Here is a 26,167-nt window from a genome sequence, read left to right on the forward strand (position 1 = left end):
GACGGCTCCCGGTCGGCGGCGGCGCAGCGGGCGGCGGGCGGGGCGGGCGAGGGCGGCGGGCGCGAGCACCCGGCCCGGGCACGTACCGTCTGCGCGGGGCCGCGGACGCGTCGCCCCGGGGCGGCGACCGCGCGCACGGCGCGGGCAGGCCCGTGAGGAAGGGGCACCGTGGCAGGCAGGACCGGGACGGCCAGCACGACGACCCGGCGGCTCGTGATCGTCGAGTCGCCCGCGAAGGCGCGCAAGATCGCCGGCTACCTCGGCGACGGGTACGACGTCGAGGCCAGCGTCGGCCACATCCGCGACCTCCCGCAGCCGAGCGAGCTGCCCGCCGAGATGAAGAAGGGCCCCTTCGGCCGCTTCGCCGTCGACGTCGAGCACGGCTTCGAGCCGTACTACGTCGTCGACGCCGACAAGAAGAAGAAGGTCACCGAGCTCAAGCGCCTGCTGAAGGACGCCGACGAGCTCTTCCTCGCGACGGACGGCGACCGCGAGGGCGAGGCCATCGCCTGGCACCTCCTGCAGACCCTCAAGCCGTCGGTCCCCGTGCGCCGCATGGTCTTCCACGAGATCACCCGCGAGGCGATCCAGCGGGCGCTGGAGTCCACCCGCGACATCGACACCGACCTCGTCGACGCGCAGGAGACCCGGCGCATCCTCGACCGCCTCTACGGCTACGAGGTCTCGCCGGTGCTGTGGCGCAAGGTCCGCGCCGGCCTGTCCGCCGGCCGCGTGCAGTCCGTCGCCACCCGCCTCGTCGTCGAGCGCGAGCGCGAGCGCATGGCCTTCCGCGCCGCCGAGTACTGGGACCTCACGGCCGAGGTGGCCGCCGAGCAGGACGCCGACGGGCAGTCCTTCCGGGCGCGCCTGGCGCGCGTCGACGGGCGCCGCGTCGCCACGGGGCGCGACTTCGACGACAGCGGCGCCCTGACATCCGACGCCGTCGTGCTCGACGGCGCCGTGGCCGGTGCGCTCGCGACGGCCCTCGGGGACGCCGGCGCGGACCTCGGCGCCACGGTCACGTCGGTCGAGACCAAGCCGTACACGCGCCGCCCGGCCGCGCCCTTCACGACCTCGACGCTGCAGCAGGAGGCCTCGCGCAAGCTGCGCTCCAACGCGCGGGCCACGATGCGCACGGCGCAGTCGCTGTACGAGAACGGCTACATCACCTACATGCGCACCGACTCGGTCGCGCTCTCCAGCGAGGCCGTCGGCGCCGCCCGCCGGCAGGCGGCCGACCTCTACGGCCCCGAGTTCGTCCCCGACGCGCCGCGCGTCTACGCCAACCGCTCGAAGAACGCGCAGGAGGCCCACGAGGCCATCCGCCCGGCGGGCGACAGCTTCCGCACGCCCGCGCAGGTGTCCGGCGAGCTGCGCGGCGACGAGTTCCGCCTCTACGAGCTCATCTGGAAGCGCACGGTCGCCAGCCAGATGGCCGACGCGCGCGGCTCGACGGCGTCGGTCCGCCTCGGCGCGACCGTGCCCGTCACCGACGCGACCCGCGAGGCGCAGGTCGCGGGCCGCGACGTCGAGCTGGCCGCCTCGGGCACGGTCATCACCTTCCGCGGCTTCATGGCCGCCTACGAGGAGAGCCGCGACGAGGACCGGCACGGTTCCGGCGAGGACGGCGAGCGCCGCCTCCCCGAGCTCGCCCGGGGCCAGGGCGTGCTCCTGTCCGACGTCCTCGCCGACGACCACCAGACCTCGCCGCCCCCGCGCTACACGGAGGCGAGCCTCGTCAAGGCCCTCGAGCAGCAGGGCATCGGGCGCCCGTCGACGTACGCGGCGACGATCTCGGTCATCAGCGACCGCGGGTACGTCCAGCACCGCGGCTCCGCGCTCGTCCCGACGTGGCTGGCCTTCGCCGTCACGCGCCTGCTCGAGGAGCACTTCGGCCAGCTCGTCGACTACCGCTTCACCGCCTCGATGGAGGAGGAGCTCGACCGCATCGCGGCGGGCGCGGAGGAGCGCCGTCGCTGGCTCTCGCGCTTCTACTACGGCCCCGAGGGCCTCGGCGGCGGCGCGGGCGACGACGACGGGCCCGACGCGGCCGGCGCGCGCAGCGGCCCCCGCGGACCCAGCCCGGCGGGCGCCGCCGGCGAGGCCGTGCCGGCGGGGCTCAAGCCGCTCGTGGACGACCTCGGCGACATCGACGCCCGCGACATCAACTCCGTGCCGATCGGCGAGGGCATCACGCTGCGGGTGGGGCGCTACGGCCCCTACCTCGAGGCGACGGGCGAGGACGGCGAGCCCCAGCGGGCGTCCGTGCCCGACGACGTCGCCCCCGACGAGCTCACCGTCGAGAAGGCCCGCGAGCTGCTCGCGACGCAGTCCGAGGGCGATCGCGAGCTCGGGACGAACCCGGCGACCGGGCGGACGGTCGTCGCCCGGGCCGGCCGCTTCGGCCCGTACGTCACCGAGGTCGTCGAGGACCCGCCGGAGCAGGAGGCGCCCGCCAAGGGCCGGAAGAAGGCCCCGGCCAAGGTGAAGCCGCCGACGGCGTCGCTCTTCAAGACGATGCAGGTCGAGACGGTGACCCTCGACGACGCGCTCAGGCTGCTCTCCCTCCCGCGCGTCGTGGGGGAGGACCCGGCGGACGGTCAGGAGATCACCGCCCAGAACGGCCGCTACGGGCCCTACCTCAAGAAGGGCACCGACTCGCGCTCGCTCGAGACCGAGGACCAGCTCTTCGACGTCACGCTCGAGCAGGCGCTCGCGCTCTACGCCCAGCCCAAGCGCGGGCGGGGGCGCACGGCCACCCCGCCGCTGCGCGAGCTCGGCGACGACCCCGTCTCCGGCAAGCCGGTCGTCGTCAAGGACGGTCGCTTCGGCCCCTACGTGACCGACGGGGAGACCAACGCGACGCTCCGCAAGGACGACGCGGTCGAGTCGATCACCCCCGAGCGCGCCGCCGAGCTGCTGCAGGAGAAGCGCGACCGCGGGCCGGCCAAGAAGCCGGCGCGCAAGGCCCCCGCCAAGAAGCCCGCCGCGAAGAAGCCCGCGGCGAAGAAGGCGCCCGCGAAGGGCTGAGCCCTGCGGCGCCCCCGCGGGTGCCGGACGCGGACGGAGGGCCGCACCCCGCGGGGTGCGGCCCTCCGTCACGTGCGGCCCGGCCCGCCCGCGGCCCGGAGGGCGCGGGCGGACCCGTCGGCTCAGCCCCGGATCTGCTCCAGGACGTCGGGGTTGGCCTCGAAGAACGCGTCGACGGCCTCCTCGTACTGGCCCTCGCCGTACTCGTTGACGACCATGTCCTCCAGCTCGCCGTACTGGGCGTCGCTCAGGGACAGGTTCGACATCATCTCGGCGACCTCCGGCATGTCGTCGGAGAAGCCGGCGCGCGCGAGCTCGTGCAGGCCCTCGGGCTCGCCCATGGCGCCCTCCGGGTCCTCGAGGTCCTTGACGGGGAACTCCGAGTTGGCCCAGAAGGGGCGCCACAGCGTGACGACGATGTCCTCCTGCGCGTCGGTGGCCGCCTGCAGCTCGGCGAGCATCGCCGTCGTCGAGGACGTCTGGAGCGTGTACTCGTCGCCCAGCTCGTACGCCGGGATGGCGGAGTCCTGCACCACGCCCGTGAGGCCGGCGCCGGGCTCGATGCCGACGATGCGGCCGTCGAAGCGGTCGGCCTGGCCCTGCAGGTCGGCGATGGAGTCGATGTCGGTGTACTCGGGCACCGCCATCGTCAGGACGGCGCCCTCGTAGTACGTGCCGACGTCCTCGATGTCGTCGCCGAACTCGTCCATGTAGGAGGCGTGCGTGACCTCGGGCCACGCCGAGGGGTAGACGTCGAAGTCGCCGCCGGCGAGGCCGGCGTAAAGCGGTCCGGCCTCGCTGATCTCCTGGAACTCGACGTCGTAGCCCTCCTCCTCGAGCACGTGCTGCCAGAGGTAGGCGGTGCTCAGGCCGTCGGTCCACGAGGGCAGGAAGCCCAGGGTGACGGTGCCGCCGGCGGCGTCGTTGCTCCCGCCGTCGGTGGAACCGCCGGCGGTCGTGTCCTCGGAGCCGCAGGAGGTCAGGGCGAGGGCGGCGACGGCCGCTCCGGCGGCCAGGCGGGCGGCGCGGGTGGTGTGCTTCTGCACGGTGGTGTCCTCTCGTCGTGCGGGCACACCCACCTCGTGGGGCGCCCTCGGTCGGTCGGTCGGTCGTGCGTCCCTCCGCGGGTGCGCGGCGGGAGGTCTGCGAGGCGCGGTGGGCCGGTCAGGAGACCTGGGAGAGACCGCGCTGGGAGTCGGAACGGTGAGCCCCGGCACCGGCGTGGGCGCCGTCGCCGGACGGGGCGTCGGTGCTCGAGCTGCCGCGGCCCAGCAGCGACCGCGTGCGCGACAGGCGGTCGCGCAGCCCGCCGGCGCCGAGGGACGCGGTGAGCCGGTCGAGGTAGATGGCGAGGATCACCACGGACAGGCCGGCCTCGAAGCCCAGGCCGACGTTGAGCCGGGAGATGCTCTGGACGACGACCGCGCCCGAGCCGGGGGCGCCGATGATGCCCGCGATGACCGCCATGGACAGCGCCAGCATGATCACCTGGTTGACGCCGGCCATGATCGTCGGCAGGGCGAGCGGCAGCTGGATCCCGCGGAGGATCTGCCGGGGCGAGCCGCCGAAGGCGGTGCCGGCCTCGACGACCTCGCGGTCGACCTGGCGGATGCCGAGCTCGGTGAGGCGCACGCCCGGTGGCAGCGCGAAGACGATGGTCGTCACGAAGCCGGGGACGACGCCGATGCCGAAGAAGACGACGGCCGGCACGAGGTAGACGAAGGCCGGCATCGTCTGCATGAAGTCGAGCACCGGCTTGAGCACGGCGCTCGTGCGGTCGCTGCGCGCCGCGAGGATGCCCACGGGGACGGCGATCACCGTCGCCACGGCCGCGGCCACGAGGATGAGCGCCAGCAGGTTCACCATCGGCTCCCAGAGCTCCATGCTCACCACGAGCAGGAGGGCCAGGGCCGAGACGACGCCGAACCGCACGGAGCGGACCACGCCGCCCAGCAGGCCCAGCAGCACCACGCCGACGAGCGGCGGCGGCAGGAGCAGGAGCCACGTGACGGCCTCGACGACGGCGGTCACGCCCGCCGAGAAGGCGTCGAGGGCCGGGCCGAGGGCGGAGGCCACCCAGTCGGCGACGGCCTCGACGCCGTCGCCCAGGGGCACGCGGGGGAGGGGCACGAGGTCGGCGGTGTCAGCCACGGAGAGCCTCCTCGGGGGTGGTGGGGGCGCCGGTGGAGGGCTCGTCCGAGCCGGTCCCGAGCGCGCTGAGCATCGACGCGGCCGTGACGACGCCGACGACCTCGCCGGCGTCGTCCGTCACGGCGACGGAGCCGCCGCCGGTCGCGGCCGGCTGCAGGAGGTCGGCGAGCGGGCTGCGCAGGCCGGCGCGCGGCATGCGGTGCAGCTCGCCGTCGACCGGCCGAGGGGGCGCCATGACGTCCTCGGCGGTGAACACCCGGGAGCGGTCGACGTCGGCGAGGAAGCTGGCGATGTAGTCGTCGGCCGGGGCCCGGAGGATCTCCGTCGGCGTGCCGGACTGCACGACCCGGCCCTCGCGCATGACGGCGACCCGGTCGCCGATGCGCATGGCCTCGTTGAGGTCGTGGGTGATGAAGACGACCGTGCGCCCCAGCGAGCGCTGCAGCTCGACGAGCTGGTCCTGCATCTCGCGGCGGATGAGCGGGTCGAGGGCGCTGAAGGCCTCGTCCATGAGCATGACGTCGGTGCCCGACGCCAGCGCGCGGGCCAGGCCGACGCGCTGCTGCATGCCGCCGGAGAGCTCCGACGGGCGGTTCCCCGCGCGGTCGCCGAGACCGACCATCTCGAGGGCCTCGGCCCCGCGGCGGCGGCGCTCGGCGCGCTCCACGCCCCGGATCTCCAGGGCGTAGGCCGCGTTGTCGAGCACGGTGCGGTGGGGCAGCAGCGCGAAGTGCTGGAACACCATGCTGAGCCGCTCCTGGCGGAGCCGGCGCAGGCCGTCCTCGTCGAGGCCGGTGAGCTCGACGTCGCCGACGTGCACGGAGCCCGCGGTCGGCTCGAGGAGCCCGTTGAGCATCCGGATGAGCGTCGACTTGCCGGAGCCGGACAGGCCCATGACGACGGAGATCTCGCCCGGCTGCACCTCCAGGTCGACGTCGACGACGGCGGGGGTCGCCCCGTCCGCGCGCACGTCGGCCACGGGCTCGCCCTGCTGCAGGCGCCGCACGGCCTCCTCGGGCCGTGGGCCGAAGACCTTGTACAGGCCTCTCGCCGAGACTGCTGCCACGTCGTCCTCTCGCCGGCCCCGGTCGTGCGGGCCGCTGGTCGTCGGGTGGGACGGCTCCGGCGCGGGTCGCGGACGCTGACCGCCCCGGAGCGCGCGCGGACGACCGCGGGCGGGGCTGAGAGGTCGCCGTCCACGGGCTGGAGCCGGACGGCGCGTCGACGGTCCCGCGACGGGACCTGGCGGCGGTCCGCGGGCGCCTGCGGGGGACGGCGTGCGCCGGCCCCGGGCCCGGGGATCCGCTGCGTGCTTGAGCGCTACGTAACCACGCGGGCGGCCGGAGGTCGACCGCGCAGCCCTCCCGATGACGAAGGGTGATGGGATCGTGACGTGCCGGTCCCCGGAGCCGGGGTGGTGCGTCGGACGCCTCGTAGGGTGCCGCCCATGACGCGCTGGGGCTTCCTCGCCACCGGGGGCATCGCGACGACCGTCGCCGGTGACCTCCCGCTCGTGCCGGGGGCGGAGGCCCTCGCCGTCGCCTCGCGCGACGCCGGGCGGGCCGCGGCCTTCGCCGAGCGGCACGGCTTCGCGCGCTCCTACGGCTCCTACGCCGACCTGCTCGCCGACCCGGACGTCGACGTCGTCTACGTCGCGACGCCGCACGGCCAGCACCGCGCGGTGGCTCGGGCCGCCCTCGAGGCGGGCAAGCACGTCCTCGTCGAGAAGGCCTTCACGACGACGCTCGCGGGCGCCCACGAGCTCGTCGACCTGGCCCGTGACCGGGGGCTCTTCGCCATGGAGGCGATGTGGACCCGGTTCCAGCCGACCGTCGTCGCCCTCCTCGACGCGCTGGCGGACGGCGTCGTCGGCGAGGTGCGCCACGTCCACGCCGACCTCGGCTTCCCCGTGCCGGAGGACCCGGCGGGGCGCTTCTTCGACCCGGTGCTCGGCGGCGGGGCGCTGCTCGACATGGGCGTCTACCCCGTGTCGGTCGTGCGGATGGTCATGGGCGCGGCGCCCAGCGAGGTGCTCGCGCGCGGGAGCCTCACGAGCACGGGCGTGGACGCCGAGTCCTCGCTGCTCCTGGCGCACGCGGACGGGCGCACGGCCACGACGCTGTCCACCATCCTCGCCAGGCCGGCGCGCAGCGGCACCATCACGGGCACGGGCGGGCGCGTGGAGACCGAGGGCGCCGTCCACGCCCCCGACGCCTTCGTCGTGCACCGCCCCGACGAGGAGCCTGTCCGCACCGCGCTGCCGCGGACCGGGCGCGGCTACGCCCACATGCTCGAGCACGTGCAGGACTGCCTCGCCGAGGGCCGCACGGAGAGCCCGCTGTGGCCGCTGTCCACGACGCTCGAGGTCATGGGCGTGCTCGAGGCGGCGCTGCAGCAGCTCGGCGTCCGGATGGACGACGACCGGCCCCTCTGACCGCCCCCTCCGACCGGCCCCGGCGGCTGGCGGCGTCGGCAGCCGGCGTCAGAGCGTGGCGACCGGCTCCCACGTGGGCGCGGGGGCGGGGCGGGCCAGGAGGTGGCCCTGCGCCATGTCGACGCCGAGGCCGACGAGGTGGTCGAGCTCGTCGGTCGTCTCGACGCCCTCGGCGACCGTGTAGGCGCCGGTGCGCCGCGCGAAGCCGACGAGGGCGGCCGCCATGGCCGAGCCCCCGCAGGAGCGGTGCACGTCGCGCACGATGCTCATGTCGATCTTGACGACGTCCGGGGCGAGCTGGACGACGTGGCGCATGCTCGCGAAGCCGGCGCCCGCGTCGTCGACGGCGACCGCGAGCCCGCGCTCGCGCAGCGGTGCCAGGGCGGCGGCGAGCGCCCCGTAGTCGTCGACGGGCTCGTGCTCGGTGATCTCCACGGCGAGGCCGTCGAGGCGGCCCGTGCCCCGCACGTCCTCGAGGAGGTGCCCGAAGGCCGGTGACACGACGGTCCGCGGCGAGGCGTTGACCGACAGGTGCCCGCTCACCCGCTCGGCGTGCCCCAGCGCGGACCGCAGGCACAGCAGGTCGAGCCGCTCGGCCTCGCCGGCCCGCTCGGCGCGCGAGAACCACGGCCCGGGTGCCGAGCCGGGGGCCGGGAAGCGGGCCAGCGCCTCGGCCCCGACGACCCGGCCGCTGGCCAGGTGCACGACGCCCTGCAGGGCGGTCCCCGGCCCCCCCAAGGCCTCGAGCGCGTCGAGGTCGGCGACGACCCGGGCGCGGGAGTCCGCGACCCTCTCCTCCTCCTGCAGCAGCCCGACGAGGACGGGGCCGAGGCTGCGGAGCACCTCGGCGTCACGGGCGCGGAGCTCGCGCCGGGGGGTCCGCGAGAGCGTGCAGAGGCTCCCGTAGAAGCTCCCGTCGCCGCGGTGCAGGGGGACGCCGACGTACGCGCGGACGCTGTCGTCGCGCCCGGCGAGGATGCGCGCGGCCACCGGGTGGACGGCGGTGTCGGGCACGACCTCGTCGACCTCCCGCGCCGCGACGCGGCGGCAGTAGGTGCCGTCGAAGGGCTCCGAGTCGCCGGCCCGCAGGATCGCGGGGTCGTCCGAGCTCACGTGGCGGTAGACGACCCGCTCGCCCTCGAGGCGGCTGACGAAGGCCGCCTCCATGCCGAGCTGCGCCCGCACGAGGTCGAGCAGCGCGTCGACGCCGGACAGCGGTGCGACGGGGGCTGCGACGGCCGGCGGGCGGGGCCGCGGCAGCGACGGCGACCGCACCGGCGCCGCCGACCGCCGGAGGGCCTTCTCGGCGAACATCCGCGCGTCGGCGGAGCGCCAGGCGGCGTGCAGGTCCCCGGCCCCCTCGCGCGCGCCCGCGCCGACCGACGCCTCCACGCCGTGCTCGGCCAGGGCCTCCCGCAGCGCCCGCGCGCGCCGCTCGACGTCGTCGCGGGCCGTCTCGACGAGGAGGACCCCGAACTCGTCGCCGCCGAGTCGCGCGAGCAGGTCGCCCGGTCCCACCATCTCGCGGGCCACCTCCGCCGCCCGGCGCAGCAGGGCGTCACCCGCGTCGTGGCCCTCGCCGTCGTTGACGGCCTTCAGCGCGTCGAGGTCGACGACGAGGACGCCGGCGGACGTCCCGTGCCGCCGCCCGCGCGCGTCCTCCGCCGCGAGGGCGGCGTCCCACGCCCGGCGGCTCGCGGCGCCGGTGAGGGCGTCGGTCGCCGCGGCGGCCTCGGCCCGCTCGGCGCGGCGGACCTCGCGCTCCAGGCGCACCTCGTAGGCGAGCAGCAGCCCGAGCAGGCCGGCCTGCAGGCGCACGGCCGGGAGGGCGTCCGCCAGCTCGGTGCCCCTCGGCTCGCGCCCGGCGGCGCAGAGGGCGCCGAGGAGCTCGCCGTCGGGCCCCTCGACGGGCACGGTGAGGTAGGAGTCCGGGTCCAGCCCCGTGACGGCCCGCATCCGGGCGTAGGCGGGGACGTCGTCGACGACGGGAGCGACCATGGGCGCGCTCCCGTCCAGCATGCGCGCGCAGAACGTCTCGTCCCAGCGGCGCACCAGGCCGACGCGGGCGCCGAAGGGGTCGTCGTCCTCCGCGGTGGCGATGACGACGTACTCCTCGCCGCGGCGGCGCGCGAGGAGCCACGACTCCATGCCGAACCGGCGCTGGAGGTCCAGCAGCGCAGTCCGCGCGGCGGCGCCGAAGTCGCGCAGGCCGACGGTGCCCGACGGCGGGCGCGGCAGCGGTCGCCCTGCCCCGTCGTCCGCGGCGCCCGGCGCCTCCCCCGGGCGCACCGCGCCGTCCTCGCCAGCCCCCTGCTGCACCGCTCACCCCTCGCTCGAGACGACCGTCCGTAGCAGACGGTAGCGCGGTGTCACCGCCGGGGGAGATCCTCCGCGAGGGCGACCCGGCCGGGGCCTCAGAGCCGGCCGACGCCCACCACCCGGACGACGGCGGCGCCCTCCTCGTCGCTGGCGGGCAGGTCGACCTCGGCGTCGAAGCCCCAGTCGCCGTCGCCGTCGGGGTCGGCGAAGACCTGCCGCACGTGCCAGACCTCGGGCTCCTTGCGCCACAGCAGCATCCGCGGGCCGCGGGCGTCCGCGCCCGTGCCGATCTCGTCGTGCTCGGCGTAGTAGGCCTCGAGCTGCCCGGCCCACGCGGCGGCGTCCCAGCCGGTGCCGGCGTCCAGCTCGCCGAGGTCCCAGGTGCGCCGCAGCGCCGCGAGCTCGACCCGGCGGAACAGCGCGTTGCGGACCATCCGCGTAAAGGCCCGCTCGTTGCCCGTGACGGGCCGGGTGGGCGCCGTCGGGGCGCGCACCTCCGCGACGGCGGCGTCGACGCGGTCGGGATCGGTGAGGTGCTCCCACTCGTCGAGCAGGCTCGAGTCGACCTGCCGCACGAGCTCGCCGAGCCACTCGACGAGGTCCACGACCTCCTCGGTGCGCGCCTCGGCGGGCACGCCCGAGCGCAGCGAGCGGTAGGCGTCGGTGAGGTACCGCAGCACCGCGCCCTCGGCGCGCACGAGGCCGTAGAAGGACACGAGCTCGCGGAAGGTCATGCCGCGCTCGTAGAGGTCGCGCACCACCGACTTGGGGGACAGCACGGCGCGCGAGGCCCACGGGTGGCCCTGCGCGTAGGCCTCGAAGGCGGCCTCGAGCAGCTCCTCGAGCGGCTTGGGCCACGTGACGTCGTCGAGGAGCTCCATCCGCTCCTCGTACTCGATCCCCTCGGCCTTCATCTGGGCGACGGCCTCGCCGCGGGCCTTGAACTGCTGGGCGGCGAGGACGGCGCGGGGGTCGTCGAGCGTCGCCTCGACGACGGACAGGACGTCGAGGGCGTACGTCGGCGACTCCGGGTCGAGCAGCTCGACGGCGGCCAGGGCGAAGGTCGACAGCGGGTGGTCGAGCGCGAAGCCGCGGGGGAGGTCCACCGTCAGGCGGTAGCGGCGCCCGTCGGGCTCGGGCTCGTCGAGCCGCTCGACGACGCCCGCGGCGATCAGCGCCTTCGTGATGCCGACGACCTCGCGCACGTGGCGGCGCTGGCGCGCCCGCGGCTCGTGGTTGTCGAGGAGCAGGTGCCGCATCGCCGCCGCCGGGTCGCCGGGGCGCGCCAGGACGTTGAGGACCATCGACGTGGAGACGGCGAAGTGCGGGCGCAGCGGCTCGGGGTCGGCGGCGACGAGCTTGTCGAACGTCGCCCGCGTCCAGGCGACGAAGCCCTCGGGCGGCTGCTTGCGCACGACCTTGCGGCGCTTCTTCGGGTCGTCGCCCGCCTTGGCCAGCGCCTTGAGGTTCTCCACCTCGTGCTCGGGGGCCTGGACGACGACGGTGCCGGCGGTGTCGTACCCCGCGCGGCCGGCGCGGCCGGCGACCTGGTGGAACTCGCGCGCGGTGAGCAGGCGGGTGCGCGTGCCGTCGTACTTGCTCAGCGCGGACAGCAGCACCGTGCGGATGGGCACGTTGATGCCGACGCCGAGGGTGTCGGTGCCGCAGATGACCTTGAGCAGCCCCGCCTGCGCCAGCTGCTCCACGAGCCGCCGGTACTTGGGCAGCATCCCGGCGTGGTGGACGCCGATCCCGTGGCGCACGAGCCGCGAGAGCGTCTGGCCGAAGCCGGTCGTGAAGCGGAACCCGCCGAGGAAGGCGGCGATCTCGTCGCGCTCGGCCCGCGTGGCGACCTGCGCGCTCGTCAGGGCCTGCGCCCGCTCCAGCGCCGCGGCCTGGGTGAAGTGGACGACGTAGACGGGCGACTGCCGGGTCTCGAGCAGCTCGTCGATCGTCTCGTGGACCGGCGTCGTCGCGTAGTAGTGGTGCAGCGGGACGGGCCGCTCGGCGGACGCGACGAGCGCCGTCTCCCGGCCGGTGCGGCGGGTGAGGTCCTCGCGGATCGACGTCGTGTCCCCGAGCGTGGCCGACATGAGGAGGAACTGGGCGCGGGGCAGCTCGAGCAGCGGCACCTGCCACGCCCACCCGCGGTCGGGGTCGCCGTAGTAGTGGAACTCGTCCATGACGACGACGCCGATGTCAGCCTCGGGGCCCTCGCGCAGCGCCAGGTTGGCGAGGACCTCCGCCGTGCAGCAGATGATCGGCGCCCCGGCGTTGACGCTGGCGTCGCCGGTGAGCATGCCGACGCGGTCGGCGCCGAAGACGGCGCACAGCGCGAAGAACTTCTCGCTGACCAGGGCCTTGATCGGCGCGGTGTAGAAGGAGCGGCGCCCCTCGGCGAGCGCGAAGGCCTGGGCGCCCGTCGCCACGAGCGACTTGCCCGAGCCGGTGGGCGTCGCCAGGACGACGTTGGCGCCCGTCACCAGCTCGAGGAGGGCCTCCTCCTGGTGCGGGTAGAGGGACAGGCCCTGCTCGGCGGCCCAGGAGGAGAAGGCCGCGAGCAGCTCGTCGGGGTCGGCCCCGCCCTCCGCCGCCGCGGCCGCGGCGCGCAGGGGCTCGAGCGCGGTGACGAGCGACGGCGCCGGGCGCGTCGAGGGCTCGGGCGGCGTGGTGGTCTCGGCCTGGGCCGCGGCGTCGGTGGTCATCGCGCCCAGGGTCCCACCGCTCGGGCGCCCGCGTCGGGGCCGCGGCGCCCGGTGGGGCACCGCGACCCCGGCGGAGGGGCTGCTGGGGGCGTGCTCAGACGAAGGCGCCGTGCCCGGTGACCGCGCGCCCGACGACGAGGGTGTTGACCTCGCGGGTGCCCTCGTAGGAGTAGAGCGCCTCGGCGTCCGCGACGAAGCGCGCCACGTGGTGGCCCGCGAGGACGCCGTTGCCGCCCATGACCTCGCGCGCGCGGGCGACGACGTCGCGCATCCGGGAGGTGCAGTACGCCTTGGCCATGGCGGCGTGCTCGTCGCGGCGCTCGCCGGCCTCCTCCAGCTGGCAGACGCGCACGACCATCCCGAGCGAGGCGGTGATGTCCGAGAGCATCCGCACGAGGTGGTCCTGCACGAGCTGGAAGGAGGCCAGCGGCCGCCCGAACTGCTGGCGCTCGCGGGTGTAGGCGAGGGCGTGCTCGTAGGCCCCGACCGAGACGCCGACGGCCTCCCACGCGACGCCGCCGCGGGTGCGGCGCAGCACCTCGTTGGTGTCCTTGAAGCTGTTGGCGCCCGCCAGGTGGTTCGCGGCCGGGACGCGGCAGCCCTCGAGGGTGATGTCGGCGTTCTCGACCGCCCGCAGCGCCGTCTTGCCCCGGATGGGCGTGGCCGTGAAGCCGGGCGTGCCCTTCTCCACGAGGAAGCCCTTGACCTGGCCGTCGGCCACGTCGCGCGCCCACACGACGACGACGTCGGCGAAGCACGCGTTGCCGATCCAGCGCTTGGCGCCGTCGAGCACCCACGCGTCGCCGTCGCGGCGGGCGCTCGTGGCCAGCCCGCCGGCGACGTCGGAGCCGTGGTCCGGCTCGGTGAGCGCGAAGGCGCCGATGGCCTCGGCCCGCCGCATCCGCGGCAGCCAGTGCGCCTTCTGCTCCTCGGAGCCGCAGACGGCGAGCGTGCCCATGACGAGGCCGTCGTGGACGCCGACGAAGGTGGCCGTGGAGGGGTCGACGCGCGCCAGCTCCATCCGCAGCCACCCGGTGAGCAGGGTCCGGCGGGCCGGCTCGTCGCCGTCCACCCCCAGCCCGAGCAGGCCCTCCTCGGCGAAGCGCGGGGCGAGGTGGCGGGGCACCTCCTCGTCCAGCCACCGCTGGTTCGCCCCGGGGGCGACCTCGGCGTCGTAGAACTCCCGGGCCCGCACGACGAGCGCGCGCTCGTCGTCGGTCAGGAGCTGCTGGTAGCCGAGGAAGTCGGCGGCCAGCAGGTCGGGGGTCAGGGGGGGACGCGGGTCTCGCGTGCTCATGGGGCCTCTCCTCGTCGAGCGGACGTGCGCATCGTGCGGCACGGCCGCGGCCGCCCGCCAGGCGCCCCGGCACGACCAGCCGGTCGGGGGTCGGCTGCTCCGGCGGGTGCGGTGCGGCGGCGGCCGCGCGGGCCGCCCCGGTCCCGGCGGGGCGCGGGGCGCCGTCGGCCCCCGTCGATACCCTCCGGACGTGAGCTCAGCGCGCCCTCCTCGCCCGACGTCGCGCGGCACCGGGCGCCCCGCGGCGCCCCGCCGGGGACGCGGCGCGTCGCCCGCGGCCCCGGGGGTCCCCGCCGGCCGCCTGCCCCTGCACCGGCCGGAGGCGGTCCTGCCCGCGGGTGACCTCGCGGGCGCCGTCGACGTCCTGTGGGTGCTGTCGGCCGCCTCCGCCGCCGTGGCGGCGGGCCTGCCCGCCGGCGCCCCGCTCGCCGGGGTGGGGCTCGCGCTCGTGCTCGCCCTGCGCCTCGCCCCCCGCGCCCTGGCGCCGGCTCCCGTCGCCGCGCTGGGGCGGCGGCTGGGCGCCGCCCCAGTGGTGGGCCATGTCGTCCGCGCCCTGGCGGCCCTCGGGCTCGTGGTGGCCCTGACCTGGGCGGGGACGGGCGCGCTGTGGTGGGCCGCCGGGCTCGTGCTCCTCGCCGAGGTCGTGCGCCCGGCCCCGCGCGCGAGCGCCCCCGTCGCCGGGTCCGGGCTGCGCCGCGTCGTCGCGGCCCTGCCGCCGGTCGCGGTGGCGCTCGTCCTCGGCGCGGTCGGGCGCGCCCTCGAGGCCGTGACGGGCGTGCTCGGGGCCCCCGCGCCCGCGCTGCTCGTCGTGGCCGGGGCCGGGGCGGCGCTCGCGCCGCGGCGCCGGTCTGCCACCGGCGCCGCCGAGGGGGCCGGGCCCGCCGACGGCGACCAGGGGGCGCGCTCGCGGGCCGAGCGCCTGCGCGCCCTGCGCCTCGTCGTCGCGACGCCGCGGGGGGCCGCGCGCTCGGCGGCCCTCGTGCCCGTCGCCGTGGCGGCGGCGCTGGCGCCGCTGCACGCCCCCGGTCTCGGCGCCGGCGCCTCGGGGGCGGCTCTCCTGCTCCTCGCCCTCGGCGCGGGGCTCCTCGCCGGTTCCGCCCTCGCGGCGCGCTGGGCGACCGCCGGCGACGCACCGGGCTCGGTGCTGACCCTCGCGGCGGGCGCCGCGTCGGTCCTCGTCCTCGTCGCGGGCCCCCTCACCGACCTCGTGCTGACGGCCGCGCTCCTCGCGCTCGCGGGCGGGGCGGCCGGGGCGGCGCTCGTGGCCTCGGGACACCTCGAGGACGGCGGACGGGCCGTCGCCGCGCGGGGCGCCGAGCCGCTGGTGCTCGGCGTCGTCGTGGTGCTCGGCGCGCTGCTCGCCGGCCTGCTGGGCGGCACGACCTTCCCCCTCGGCTCGGCGGGGCGCCTCGACGTCGGCGGGGCCGGGGTCGTGCTGCTGCTCGTCGGCCTCGCGGGCCTCGTCGCCTCGCTCGTCGTCGTCCGGCCCCTGGCCGACCGCGCCTCGGGGCCGCTGCTGCCCGTCCTCCTGGCGCGCGCCACCTCCGGGGCCGCGGCCCCGTCGAGGGGAACAGCCGGCGTCCCGCGGGCGCACCAGCGGGACGCGGGCGGGCACGGGCTCCCCGGCGTCCTCGTCGCCCTCGAGGGCGGGGACGGAGCGGGCAAGACGACGCAGGCGGTCCTCCTGGGCCGTGAGCTCGAGCGCCGGGGGCACGACGTCGTCGTCACCCGCGAGCCGGGCGCCACGCCCCTCGGGGCGCGGGTCCGCGGCCTCCTCCTCGACCGCGGTGCCGACCAGCCGGCCGTGCCGCCGCGGGCCGAGGCCCTGCTGTACGCGGCCGACCGCGCCGCGCACGTCCACGAGGTGCTGCGACCGGCGCTCGCGCGCGGCGCGGTGGTCGTCACCGACCGGTACGTCGACTCCTCGCTCGCCTACCAGGGGGCAGGGCGCGCGCTGCCCGCCGACGAGGTCGCCTGGCTGTCCGGCTGGGCCACCGAGGGGCTCCTGCCCGACCTCGTCGTCGTGCTGGACGCGGACGCCGCCACCGCGGCGTCGCGGCGCGGGGCGCGGGGGGCCGACGACCGCCTCGACGCGGAGCCGGCGCCCTTCCACGAGCGCGTCCGCCAGGTCTTCCTCGACCTGGCGCGCCGCGGCGGCGACCGCTACCTGGTGCTCGACGCCGGCGCGGCGCCCGCGGAGGTGGCCGCGCGGGTGCTGGCGCGCCTCGAGCCGCTCCTGCCGGGACGCCCCGACGAGGACGCCGCGCGCGACGACGCCGACGACCACCCCCTCGACGACCAGCCCCGCGACGACCAGCCCCGCGACGACGACGCCCCTGACGACCGCCGCGTGGACGACGCCGTGCCGTCGCCCGCCGTCCCGGGCTCGACCACCGCGGCGCGACCGCAGCCGGCCGTCGTCGCCGAGGACCCGGACCCGACCGGTGGTCCGGTCACGGCGCCGCTCCGGGTCGTCCCCCCGCCGGAGCCCGACGGTGATGACGCCCCCCGGGGAGGTGCGGCGGCCCGGGAGCAGCAGGTGGCCGACTCCCGACGCGTCGAGGCGACGCCGGCCCCGGAGCGCGAGGAGGCGGAGACGCGGGAGCGCGAGGAGGCGGAGACGCGGGATCGCGAGGAGGCGGAGGCGCGGGAGCGCGAGGAGGCCGAGGCGCGGGAGCGTGAGGCGGCCGAGCTGCGGGAGCGTGAGGCGGCGCTGGAGCGCGAGGAGGCGGAGCGGGAGCGGCGGCGCGCCGAGGAGGTGGCGGTCTCCCGCCGGGTGGCGACGTCCGTGCGCTCCGCGGAGGCGGCCGTCGGCGCGGCGCGAGCCCTCGGCGACGCGCGCCGGCCCGTCGTGACGCCGGCCCCCGCGCCCGCCCGGTCGGCGGAGGCGGCACCCGCGCTGTCCGCCGTCCTGCCCGAGGAGCGGCTGCGGCAGCTGCCCGACGCCGTCCGGCGCTCGGCGGGCGACGTGGCGGGCGCCCAGCGCGAGGCCCGGGACGCGGCGCTCACCGCGGCCGCCGAGCAGCGGGCGCGCCGCCGGCAGGAGGAGGCCCGCGCCGGGCGGGAGCGGCAGCAGGCGCAGCGCGAGGCCGACGAGCGCGCGCGCGCCGCCGAGGAGGAGCGGGTGCGCCGGGAGGAGGACGAGCGGGCGGCTCGTCGCGAGGCGGAGGAGGAGGCGGCCGAGGAGGCCCGCCGCGCCTCCTCGCGCCGCCGCGCCGAGACGGTCCGGCTCGAGGACCTCTTCGACGAGCAGCCCGGCCGGGCCGCGGCCGAGCCGGCGCCGCGGACGGCCGAGCTGCCGGCCGTGGGTGCGGACCGCCCGGCGCTGCACGAGCTGGAGGCCGCCGACCGCCGACGCCAGGCCCTGCAGCGGGCCCGCCGGCGGGCGGCCGCCTCCCGGCGCCGCGCCGAGTCCGAGGACCCGGTGCGGGCGCGGAGGGACGAGGAGGCGGTCCGGGGCGACGGGCCGCTGGCCGACGAGCTCTTCTCGTGGGAGGAGCCCGAGGACGGTCCCGAGGACGAGCGCGGGCACCGCCGATGACGGTGTGGGACGACCTCGTCGGCCAGGAGGGGGCCGTCGCCGTGCTGCAGCGCGCCGCGGCCCTCGGCAGCGGCTCCCTGGCGCACGCCTGGCTCTTCACCGGCCCTCCGGGCTCGGGCCGCTCGACCGCCGCGCGGGCCTTCGCAGCCGCGCTCCTGTGCGACACGGGCACGGGGTGCGGCACCTGCCACGCGTGCCGGACGGCCGTGCAGGGCACGCACGCCGACCTGCGGGTCGTCGCCACGGAGCTGCTGACCCTGCGCATCGACGCCGTCCGCGAGCTCGTCCAGGCGGCCCAGCGGAGGCCGTCGACGGGCCGGTGGCGGATCGTCCTCGTCGAGGACGCCGACCGGATGCTCGAGCGGACGACCAACGTCCTGCTCAAGGCCGTCGAGGAGCCGCCCGAGCGGACCGTCTGGCTGCTGTGCGCCCCGAGCCCGGAGGACGTGCTGCCGACGATCCGCTCGCGGGCCCGACCCGTGCGGCTGCGGGTGCCGCCCGTGGCCGCGGTGGCCGACCTGCTGGTGCGCCGCGACGGCGTCGACCCCGCGATGGCGGCCTTCGCGGCCCGGGCGGCCCAGAGCCACGTCGGCCTCGCGCGTCGCCTCGCGCGGGACGAGGGGGCGCGCACCCGCCGTCGGGAGGTGGTCCGGACCCCGCTGGACCTCTCCGGGCCCACCGACGCCGTCGTCCGCGCCGGCGAGCTCGTCGACGTCGCCTCCGAGGAGGCGTCCTCGTCGACCGCGGAGCGCGACGCGCGCGAGCGCGCCGACCTGCTGCGGACCCTCGGCGTCGAGCCCGGGCGCGCCGTGCCGCCCGCGCTGCGCTCGCAGGTGCGCGCCCTCGAGGAGGACCAGAAGAAGCGGGCCACGCGGCTGCGGCGCGACGTCCTCGACCGCGCCCTGCTCGACCTCCTGTCGGTCTACCGCGACGTGCTGGTGCTGCAGCTCGGCGCCGACGTCGACCTCGTCAACGCCTCGATGGTCGAGGACCTGCGGGCGCTCGCGGGCCGAGGAGGCCCGGCTGCGACGCTGGGGCGCATGGACGCCATCGGCACGGCGCGCGAGCGCATCCAGGCGAACGTCAACCCGCTGCTGGCGGTCGAGGCGATGTGCGTCGCGCTGCTGCCGGAGCCGGTGGGCGCCGCGTGAGGGGAGCCGCGCGCGCCGGCCGGGCCGCCGCGGCACCGCTCCTGCTCGCGGGCGTCCTGGCCGCCTGCAGCGCGACCCCGCAGCCGGAGGGCGGGCCGGCCACGACGCTGCCCGCACCGGGCCCCGTCACCGCCACGGCGGGCGAGCCGGCCGCCGACCCGGCCCTCGCCCGCTACTACGAGCAGCAGCCCGCGTGGGTGCCCTGCGGCGAGGTGCGGGAGTGCACGACCGTCGAGGTGCCCGTCGACTGGGACGAGCCGGCGGGGGAGGCCCTCGAGCTGGCCGTCAGCCGCGTGCCGGCCGGGGACCCCGGCGAGCGGATCGGGTCGCTGCTCGTGAACCCGGGAGGGCCCGGGGCCTCCGGCGTCGACTGGGTGGGCGCCGACGCCGCGGCCGTGGCCAGCGAGGCCGTGCGCGAGCGGTACGACGTCGTCGGCTTCGACCCGCGCGGCGTCGGGCGCTCCGACCCGGTCGACTGCCTCGACGACGCCCAGCTCGACGCCTACCTGGCGCAGGACGTCTCGACGGCCACGCCCGCCGACGAGGAGGCGGCGCTCGAGCGCGCCCGCACCTTCGCCGCCGGCTGCGAGGCCGACGCCGGCCCCCTGCTCGGGGAGATCGGCACGCCGTCGGTCGCCCGCGACCTCGACGTCCTGCGCGCCGTCCTCGGCGACGAGCGGCTCACCTACCTCGGCAAGTCCTACGGCACGCTCATCGGGGCCGAGTACGCGCGCGCCTTCCCCGAGCGCGTCGGGCGCCTCGTGCTCGACGGGGCCCTCGACCCGGCGAGCACGGCCGACGACGTGGCGCTCGGGCAGGCCCGCGGCCTCGAGCAGTCGCTGCGGGCCTTCGCCACCGCCTGCGTCGGCGGCGACGTCGACGACTGCCCCCTGGGCGGCGGGCAGGACGGGGAGGAGGGCGTGCAGGCCGCCCTCGACGAGGTGGCCGACCTGCTGGCGCGCGCGGGTGACGAGCCGCTGCCCACGGGCGACCCGCAGCGGCCGCTCACGCAGCCCCTGGCGGCCACGGGCGTGGTGGCCGCGCTCTACGACGAGGGCTACTGGCCCACCCTCGCGGGCGCCCTGCGGCTGGCCCTCGACGGGGACGGCTCGGGGCTGCTGGCCCTCGCGGACGCCTACTCCGGGCGCCTGCCCGACGGGTCCTACAGCAGCAACCTCCTCGAGGCCTTCACCGCCGTCACCTGCCTGGACTACCCGGCGCCGCTGGCGGACCAGCAGAGCCAGGACCGCCTGCGCGAGCAGCTGGAGGAGGCCGCGCCCACGCTGTCCGGCCTGCTCGTCGGGGAGGACGTCACGTGCGACGTGTGGCCGGTGCCGCCGGTGCGGACGCCCTCGCCGGTGGACGCACCGGGGGCCGCGCCCGTCCTCGTGGTGGGCACGACGGGCGACCCGGCGACCCCGTACGCGTGGGCCGAGTCGCTCGCCGACCAGCTGGACGCAGGGCGGCTGCTGACGTACGACGGCGAGGGGCACACCGCCTACCTGCGCTCCTCGGAGTGCGTCGACGGCGCCGTGGACGGCTACCTGCTCGACGGCGTCCTGCCCGGGGAGGGCGCCACCTGCGCCGGATGACGCCCGGGCGAAGCCCCGGGAGCCCTTGTGGAACATGCCCCGGGAGAGGGCTTTCGGCATGCGGTGCGCCCGGGTTGAATGATCATCAGAAGAGCGTCGCCCGACCGGGTGGCCGCAGACCCCGGGAGTCAAGATGGTCCGCCAGAACCCCGAGCCTGGTTCCATGACCACGACGAAGAGCACTCGCCGCACCGCCCGCCGCGCCCTCAGCGCCCTCATCGGCGCCGCTGTCCTGGGCGGCTCCCTCCTCGGCGCGACGGGCGCCGCGAGCGCCGCGAGCGCCGCGTCGCCCACCCCGGCCACCGTGAAGGCCGACGCGTTCCGGTGGGACGCCAAGGGTGGCGCTCGTGGTGACGCGTTCCGGTGGGACGCCAAGGGCGGGGCTCGTGGTGACGCGTTCCGGTGGGACGCCAAGGGCGGGGCTCGTGGTGACGCGTTCCGGTGGGACGCCTTCCGATGGGATGCTTCGGACATCTGACGGCAGCCACCCCCCGTCGCCAGGACCTCGCGTCCGGGGGCGGGTGGGGGTGTCGTACGCCGCGCGAGGTCCTTGGTCGGAGGGGTGGCGATGGTCGGGTCGTCGGTAGCGCCGCCGAGCCGGCGCGCGCGCGGGCGAGCCAGGACGCGCTCGAGCTCGTGGATCGCGACGCTCGCCGTGCTCATGGCGCTCGCGGCTGCCGCGCTGACGCTCCCGTCGCTCCTCGCCGACCCGGCTGCCGCCGCCCCGTCGTTCGCCTGGCTGGCGGTCGTGGCCGTCTTCGCCCTCTGCGAGGGCCTCGTCGTCTACCTGCCCGCCAACCGCAACTCGCACACGTTCTCGCTGCGGGAGATCCCGGCCGTGCTCGGCCTCGCCTTCCTCCCGCCTGAGCAGTACGTCACCGCCTACCTCGCCGGCTCGCTGGTCACGCTCGTGATCTGGTCCCGGCAGAGGGGGCTCAAGCTGGCCTTCAACGTCGCGCTGTTCGCCTTCGAGGCGAGCATCGGCCTGCTCGCCTACCACCTCGTCCTCGGCGGGGCGGCGGCGACCGACCTCCGCGGCTGGCTGGCGGCGCTGGTCGCCGTGCTGCTCACCGATCTCATCTCCGCCGCTGCCGTCGCCGCGGCCATCTCGCTCGCCGAGGGTCGGCTCGAGACGTCACTGCTGCGCGAGATCGTCGTCACGGGACTGCCGGCCGCCCTCATCGACACCTGTGCGGCGCTCGTCATCATCATCCTCATCGACGTCCGCCCCGCGGCCCTCCCGCTCCTGGCCGTGGTGGTCGGCCTCCTCCTCGTCGCCTACCGGGCCTACGTCAAGCTCGGCACCGGGTACGCCCAGCTGCAGACCCTGTACCGCTTCGTCGGGTCGACCGGTCGAGCGGCAGACGTCGACGAGGCGGTGGAGGCCGTCCTGGCCGAGGCCAGCGACCTGCTCCGAGCCGAGAGGGCCGAGGTCGTCGTCCTCGGCGGCCCGGTGGGCGCGGGGACGCGCCACTCCTTGTGTCCTCGTGACGGCCTGATGAGCGAGGCTCTCTCCCCGGCGGACCTGCGGTCGGCGTGGTGGGCGCCGGCGGCGGAGGGCTCGCCTGTCCTCCTCGCGAGCGAGAGGCAGGGCCGCACGGCCGACACCCCGCGCGACGGCCTCGCCGTGCCGCTGGAGTCCCCGGGCTTCCGCGGCGTCTTCCTCGTCGCCGAGCGCTCCTTCGAGAAGGAGACCTTCGACGCCCGGGACCTCCAGCTCTTCGAGACGCTCGGCGCCCACGCCGCGGTGACGCTGGAGAAGGCCCGCCTCGTCGACCGGCTGCGGCGCGTGGCCGCCGAGCGCGAGCACGACGCGCTGCACGACGCCCTGACCGGTCTGCCGAACCGCCGCGCCTTCAACGAGGCCGTGGCCCGGACGCTGGGCGCCGGCGTCGGCGGCGCCGTGCTGCTCATGGACCTCGACGACTTCAAGGACGTCAACGACACGCTGGGCCACCGAGCGGGCGACGAGCTGCTGCAGGTGACGGGCCGGCGGCTGAGCGCCCTCGTGGCGGACGACCCGACCGGCGGGGCGGGCGCCGGCACCGTGGCGCGCCTCGGCGGCGACGAGTTCGCCGTCCTGCTGCCGGGCGTGGGCCCGGACGCCGCCGTGCTGCGCGCCCGCGACATCCTGGCGTCGGTCACGGCCCCCGTGCCCATGCAGGACATCACGCTGACGACGACGGCGAGCATCGGCGTCGCCCCCATCCCGCCCGACGCCCGCGACAGCGACGAGCTGCTCGTCCACGCCGACGTCGCGATGTACGCGGCCAAGGCCTCCGGCGCCGGGGTGTCGCCCTACGTCCCCGAGGACACCGACGCGGTGCACCGGCGCCTCGCCCTCGCCGGCGAGCTGCCGACGGCCATCGAGCACCGGGGCTTCGAGGTGTGGTGCCAGCCCCAGACCGACGCGCGCACGGGCGTCGTCACGGGCGTCGAGGCCCTCCTGCGGTGGTGGCACCCGTCCTACGGCTGGGTCCCGCCGACCGAGGTCGTCGCCATCGCCGAGCGCACCGGCCTCCTCGGGCGCCTCACGCTGGCGGTGCTCGCCGAGTCGCTGCGGCTGCGCTCGGAGTGGGCGCGGGCGGGGCACGAGCTCGACATCTCCGTCAACGTCACGGCGCGCGACATCTCCGACCTGTCGCTGCCGGGCTCCGTGGGCGCCCTGCTCGCGGCGACCGGGACGCCGCCGGCGGCCCTCGTGCTGGAGATCACCGAGAGCGGCGTCATGAGCGACCCGGAGCGCAGCCTGGAGGTCCTCGCGGCCCTGCACCGCCTCGGCGTCGGGGTCAGCGTCGACGACTTCGGGACCGGGCACTCCTCCCTCGCCTACCTCGAGCGGCTGCCCGTCAACGAGGTGAAGATCGACCAGTCCTTCGTCAAGCGCCTCGAGCTCGAGGCGACGGACTCCACCGTCGTCCGCTCGATCGTCCTGCTCGCCCACGACCTCGGCATGCGCGTGGTCGCCGAGGGCGTCGAGAGCGACGTCGCCCGCCAGCGGGTCCAGGCGCTGGGCTGCGAGCTCGTCCAGGGCTTCGTGGTCGCCCGCCCGATGCCGGGCGACCAGGTGCCCGGGTGGGTGGCGGGGCGGACCCCGGAGCCGCTGCGCGGGTGAGCCCGCGCCCGGCGGGGCCGGGAGGGCGGACCTAAGGTGCGCTCGTGAGCGCCCTCGACGCCCTGCCCGCCGCCCTCGACGGCACCCCGCTGGACCCCGCGGCGCTGACGGGGCGCGCCGTCCTCGTCGTCAACGTGGCCTCTCGCTGCGGCCTGACGCCCCAGTACGAGGGCCTCGAGCGGATCGCCCGCCGCTACGCCGACCGGGGCCTCGTCGTCCTCGGGGTGCCGTGCAACCAGTTCCGCGGCCAGGAGCCGGGGACGGCGGAGGAGATCGCCGAGTTCTGCTCGGCGACCTACGGCGTCAGCTTCCCCCTCACCGAGAAGGTCGACGTCAACGGCGACGACCGCCACCCCCTGTACGACGCGCTCGTCCCGACGCCCGACGCCGACGGCGAGGCGGGCGACGTGCAGTGGAACTTCGAGAAGTTCCTCCTCGCCCCGGGCGGCGAGCCGGTCGCCCGCTTCCGCCCCGGCGTCGAGCCGGAGGACCCGCGGGTGGTGCAGGCGCTCGAGGCGCACCTGCCAGCCGGCGCCGCCGGCTGACGGCGCCGGCCCGCGCGGCTGCACGGACGCCCGAGGGCGCTCGTGCGGCCGGTCGGGTCGAGAGCACGGGCCGGGACCGGTAAGGTCTGGCCCCGTCGCGCTCCGGCGCGCACGCCGCCTTAGCTCAGTCGGCTAGAGCGACGCACTCGTAATGCGTAGGTCGTGGGTTCGACTCCCACAGGCGGCTCGGCAGAGGCCCCCGGCGTCCGGCGCGCGGGGGCCTCGCTCGTCCCGGGGCCCGACCCACCCGGGGCCCGGCTCAGAGCGCGCCGCGACGACGCAGCTCGCGCAGGCGCGCGAAGACGTGGCGGCGCACCGCGTCGGCGTCCGCGGCGCTCGTCGCCTCGAAGCGCAGGCCCACGAGGGTGGCCCGCGTCCCGTGGCGGTACCGGCGGTGCACCACCCGGGCCGCGAGGGGCCCGGGCAGGCCCTCGAGCGGCAGGTCGAGGTGCACGAGCTCGTCCTGCTCGAGCCGCAGCTCCACGGGGTCGACGAGGCAGCGCGCGCCGCTCTCGCTGAGGTCCTCGACGACGACCTCGAGCACCCGCCCCGCGCCCGGCGCGTCGGCCGCGCGGGCGACGCGCCCGCGCAGGTCCACGGGGGCCCGCACGGCCTCGCGGCGCTGGACGCGCTGCGGCGCCCCGGTCACGACGGCGGTCCAGCCGCCCTCCGAGAGGTCCCGCACGAGCACCGGCACCCCGACGACGGACCCGGCCTCGCTCCAGACGAGGTCGACGGCCTCGTCCTCGACGAGGCGCGAGGCGGTGCCGAGCAGGTCGGCGGGGCGCTCGAGGACGAGCCGGTCGGGCCCGACAGCGACGACGCGGGCGGTGAGGGGGACGTGCGCGCGGTGGGGCGCGACGTCGACGAGCGACCCGGTGGGCGGTGCCTCGTCGGCGGGCAGGAGAGCGTGCGCGGTGCTCGACGTGCCGGCCACGGGACCTCCTCGCGCCCGCGCCGCGCGGGCTCCAGGTCCCTCATCGACCGTGCGGGGCCCGACCTGAGCCGCTCCGCCGCCGCGACCGGGCGTCGTGGGGGGCGGCAGCGGCGCAGGGGGCCGCGTCCGGTCGGCGCGCCCGCCTCCTTTCGAGGACCGGCACACTGGTCGCCATGTGCGGCCGCTACGCGAGCTCGGTGCGCGACGCCGAGGTCGTCGACCTGCTGGACGTCGACGAGGTGGTGGGGGAGGAGCTCCCGCCGTCGTGGAACGTCGCTCCCACCGACGACGTGCGCGTCGTGCTCGAGCGCCCGCAGCGGGACGACGACGGGGTCGGTGCGGCGGTCGCGCACTCCCGCCAGCTGCGCACCGCCCGGTGGGGCCTCGTGCCGTCGTGGTCGAAGGACCTCTCCACGGGCGCCCGGATGATCAACGCCCGCGCGGAGACGCTGACGGAGCGCTCGGCGTTCCGGGTGGCCGCCGCGCGGCGCCGGTGCCTCGTGCCGGCGGACGGCTACTACGAGTGGCAGGCCGTGCCCGGGCAGCGGCGGAAGACGCCCTGGTTCCTGCGCGACGGGGACGGCGCCCTCCTCACCTTCGCCGGGGTCTACGAGCTCTGGCGCGACCGGTCGCGCGGCGACGACGACCCGGCCCGCTGGGTGTGGTCCCTCGCGGTCGTCACGACCGCCGCGCACGACGCGCTGGGGGAGATCCACGACCGCACGCCGCTCGTCGTGCCGCCCGGCGCCCGGGCCGAGTGGCTCAGCACCACCACGACGGAGCTCGAGGAGGTGCGGGCGCTCGTCGCCTCGCTGCCGGAGCCGCACCTGGTGCCCCACGTCGTCGGCCCCGAGGTCGGCGACGTCCGCCAGGACGGCCCGCACCTCGTCGAGCCCCGGGCCCGGGACGACGGCGAGCAGGACCCCGTCGCGGGGACGGGGGGCACGGCGTGAGCGCCGCCGCCGAGCGGGCGCGGCTCGTCGTCCTCGGCGCCCGCTCGGGCGCGGTGCTCGGCCTCGTGGCCGGCCTCGTCAGCGGCCTCGCCCTGCTGCTGCTCGGCGGCGGCGGGTCCGGCGCCCTGCTCCTCGTCGCCGCCGCCGTCCTGCTCTCGGCCGCCGTGGGCTCGGCCACCGGTGCGGTCGGCGGCCGGCTGCTCGCGGCGCAGCTGGAGTCGCCCGCGGGCGTCCGGCCCCTGCCCGTGGTCGTCACGACGGCGCTCGTCGCGGTGGCCGCGCTCGTGCTCGTCTCGGCCCTGCTGGGGACGGCGTGGGCCGGCCCCGGCTTCGCGGGGCTCGCCGCCGTCCTGGCGCTCGTGCGGGTGGGCGGCCAGGCGCGGGCCGCCCGGTCCCG

General features: G+C 77.2%; 16 protein-coding genes, 1 tRNA gene and 1 pseudogene. 11 read left to right on the top strand and 7 right to left on the bottom strand.

Annotated features, from left to right (window positions below; genetic code table 11):
* The first annotated feature begins 168 nt into the window (after positions 1-168).
* Positions 169-3,030: a type I DNA topoisomerase gene (gene topA / locus WDV85_RS07125; RefSeq protein WP_339569972.1), complete on the top strand. Its 2,862-nt coding sequence runs from the start codon at positions 169-171 to the stop codon at positions 3,028-3,030.
* A gap of 122 nt (positions 3,031-3,152) precedes the next feature.
* Here the strand turns inward: topA and WDV85_RS07130 are convergent, their stop codons facing one another.
* From WDV85_RS07130 to WDV85_RS07140, 3 genes are all read right to left on the bottom strand, one after another.
* Complete coding sequence (locus tag WDV85_RS07130) at positions 3,153-4,076, bottom strand: glycine betaine ABC transporter substrate-binding protein (RefSeq protein ID WP_339569973.1); 924 nt, start codon at positions 4,074-4,076, stop codon at positions 3,153-3,155.
* 118 nt (positions 4,077-4,194) lie between these two features.
* Positions 4,195-5,181 carry an ABC transporter permease gene (locus tag WDV85_RS07135; protein ID WP_339569974.1) on the bottom strand — a complete coding sequence of 329 codons (987 nt, stop codon included), beginning with the start codon at positions 5,179-5,181 and terminating at the stop codon, positions 4,195-4,197.
* Complete coding sequence (locus tag WDV85_RS07140) at positions 5,174-6,247, bottom strand: quaternary amine ABC transporter ATP-binding protein (protein WP_339569975.1); 1,074 nt, start codon at positions 6,245-6,247, stop codon at positions 5,174-5,176. Before WDV85_RS07140 ends, WDV85_RS07135 begins: the two co-directional genes overlap by 8 nt.
* 372 nt (positions 6,248-6,619) lie before the next feature.
* On the opposite strand from WDV85_RS07140, the gene WDV85_RS07145 reads away from it, so the two are divergent.
* Positions 6,620-7,615, top strand: a complete 996-nt coding sequence (locus WDV85_RS07145) for a Gfo/Idh/MocA family protein (RefSeq protein ID WP_445263211.1) — start codon at positions 6,620-6,622, stop codon at positions 7,613-7,615.
* A 48-nt stretch (positions 7,616-7,663) separates the two neighbouring features.
* On the opposite strand, the gene WDV85_RS07150 is transcribed toward WDV85_RS07145, so the two are convergent.
* From WDV85_RS07150 to WDV85_RS07160, 3 genes are all read right to left on the bottom strand, one after another.
* Positions 7,664-9,934 (bottom strand): EAL domain-containing protein, encoded by a 2,271-nt coding sequence (locus tag WDV85_RS07150; RefSeq protein WP_339569977.1) that lies wholly within the window; start codon positions 9,932-9,934, stop codon positions 7,664-7,666.
* A gap of 95 nt (positions 9,935-10,029) precedes the next feature.
* A complete protein-coding gene (locus WDV85_RS07155; protein ID WP_339569978.1) occupies positions 10,030-12,639 on the bottom strand; it encodes a DEAD/DEAH box helicase in 2,610 nt (869 codons plus the stop codon).
* 94 nt (positions 12,640-12,733) lie between these two features.
* Positions 12,734-13,936: an acyl-CoA dehydrogenase family protein gene (locus WDV85_RS07160; RefSeq protein WP_339569979.1), complete on the bottom strand. Its 1,203-nt coding sequence runs from the start codon at positions 13,934-13,936 to the stop codon at positions 12,734-12,736.
* 190 nt (positions 13,937-14,126) lie between these two features.
* Here WDV85_RS07160 and tmk point away from each other — a divergent pair, with 190 nt between their 5' ends.
* The 7 genes from tmk (at position 14,127) to WDV85_RS07195 (ending at position 24,067) form a co-directional block, all read left to right on the top strand.
* Complete coding sequence (tmk, locus tag WDV85_RS07165) at positions 14,127-17,477, top strand: dTMP kinase (protein WP_339569980.1); 3,351 nt, start codon at positions 14,127-14,129, stop codon at positions 17,475-17,477.
* Positions 17,474-18,628 carry a DNA polymerase III subunit delta' gene (locus WDV85_RS07170; protein ID WP_339569981.1) on the top strand — a complete coding sequence of 385 codons (1,155 nt, stop codon included), beginning with the start codon at positions 17,474-17,476 and terminating at the stop codon, positions 18,626-18,628. The genes tmk and WDV85_RS07170 overlap by 4 nt, the downstream gene beginning before the upstream one ends.
* Positions 18,625-20,220: an alpha/beta hydrolase gene (locus tag WDV85_RS07175; RefSeq protein WP_339569982.1), complete on the top strand. Its 1,596-nt coding sequence runs from the start codon at positions 18,625-18,627 to the stop codon at positions 20,218-20,220. Before WDV85_RS07170 ends, WDV85_RS07175 begins: the two co-directional genes overlap by 4 nt.
* A gap of 163 nt (positions 20,221-20,383) precedes the next feature.
* Positions 20,384-20,698 carry a hypothetical protein gene (locus tag WDV85_RS07180; protein WP_339569983.1) on the top strand — a complete coding sequence of 105 codons (315 nt, stop codon included), beginning with the start codon at positions 20,384-20,386 and terminating at the stop codon, positions 20,696-20,698.
* Positions 20,699-20,881: 183 nt separating this feature from the next.
* Positions 20,882-23,335, top strand: coding sequence for a putative bifunctional diguanylate cyclase/phosphodiesterase (locus WDV85_RS07185; protein ID WP_339569984.1), 2,454 nt, complete (start codon positions 20,882-20,884; stop codon positions 23,333-23,335).
* A gap of 44 nt (positions 23,336-23,379) precedes the next feature.
* The gene (locus WDV85_RS07190) at positions 23,380-23,880 is read left to right on the top strand and encodes a glutathione peroxidase (protein WP_339569985.1); all 501 of its coding nucleotides are present in this window, start codon (positions 23,380-23,382) and stop codon (positions 23,878-23,880) included.
* 113 nt (positions 23,881-23,993) lie between these two features.
* A tRNA-Thr gene (locus tag WDV85_RS07195) sits at positions 23,994-24,067 on the top strand.
* Between the two features lie 72 nt (positions 24,068-24,139).
* On the opposite strand, the gene WDV85_RS07200 is transcribed toward WDV85_RS07195, so the two are convergent.
* Complete coding sequence (locus WDV85_RS07200) at positions 24,140-24,817, bottom strand: flagellar brake protein (RefSeq protein ID WP_339569986.1); 678 nt, start codon at positions 24,815-24,817, stop codon at positions 24,140-24,142.
* A 173-nt stretch (positions 24,818-24,990) separates the two neighbouring features.
* On the opposite strand from WDV85_RS07200, the gene WDV85_RS07205 reads away from it, so the two are divergent.
* Both WDV85_RS07205 and WDV85_RS07210 read left to right on the top strand, forming a co-directional pair.
* Positions 24,991-25,770 carry an SOS response-associated peptidase gene (locus tag WDV85_RS07205; RefSeq protein WP_339569987.1) on the top strand — a complete coding sequence of 260 codons (780 nt, stop codon included), beginning with the start codon at positions 24,991-24,993 and terminating at the stop codon, positions 25,768-25,770.
* Positions 25,767-26,167 (top strand): annotated as a pseudogene (locus tag WDV85_RS07210) (hypothetical protein); the annotation flags it as partial. The gene WDV85_RS07205 and the pseudogene WDV85_RS07210, both read left to right, overlap by 4 nt.

Source organism: Pseudokineococcus sp. 5B2Z-1, from assembly GCF_037482305.1.
Lineage (GTDB): Bacteria > Actinomycetota > Actinomycetes > Actinomycetales > Quadrisphaeraceae > Pseudokineococcus.

Excerpts from the sequence above, each read along its gene's own strand:
- WDV85_RS07170 (WP_339569981.1), top strand. The coding sequence starts at position 17,474 with ATGACGGTGTGGGACGACCTCGTCGGCCAGGAGGGGGCCGTCGCCGTG.
- WDV85_RS07180 (WP_339569983.1), top strand. The coding sequence starts at position 20,384 with ATGACCACGACGAAGAGCACTCGCCGCACCGCCCGCCGCGCCCTCAGC.
- WDV85_RS07160 (WP_339569979.1), bottom strand. The coding sequence starts at position 13,936 with ATGAGCACGCGAGACCCGCGTCCCCCCCTGACCCCCGACCTGCTGGCC.
- WDV85_RS07185 (WP_339569984.1), top strand. The coding sequence starts at position 20,882 with ATGGCGCTCGCGGCTGCCGCGCTGACGCTCCCGTCGCTCCTCGCCGAC.
- WDV85_RS07205 (WP_339569987.1), top strand. The coding sequence starts at position 24,991 with ATGTGCGGCCGCTACGCGAGCTCGGTGCGCGACGCCGAGGTCGTCGAC.
- WDV85_RS07155 (WP_339569978.1), bottom strand. The coding sequence starts at position 12,639 with ATGACCACCGACGCCGCGGCCCAGGCCGAGACCACCACGCCGCCCGAG.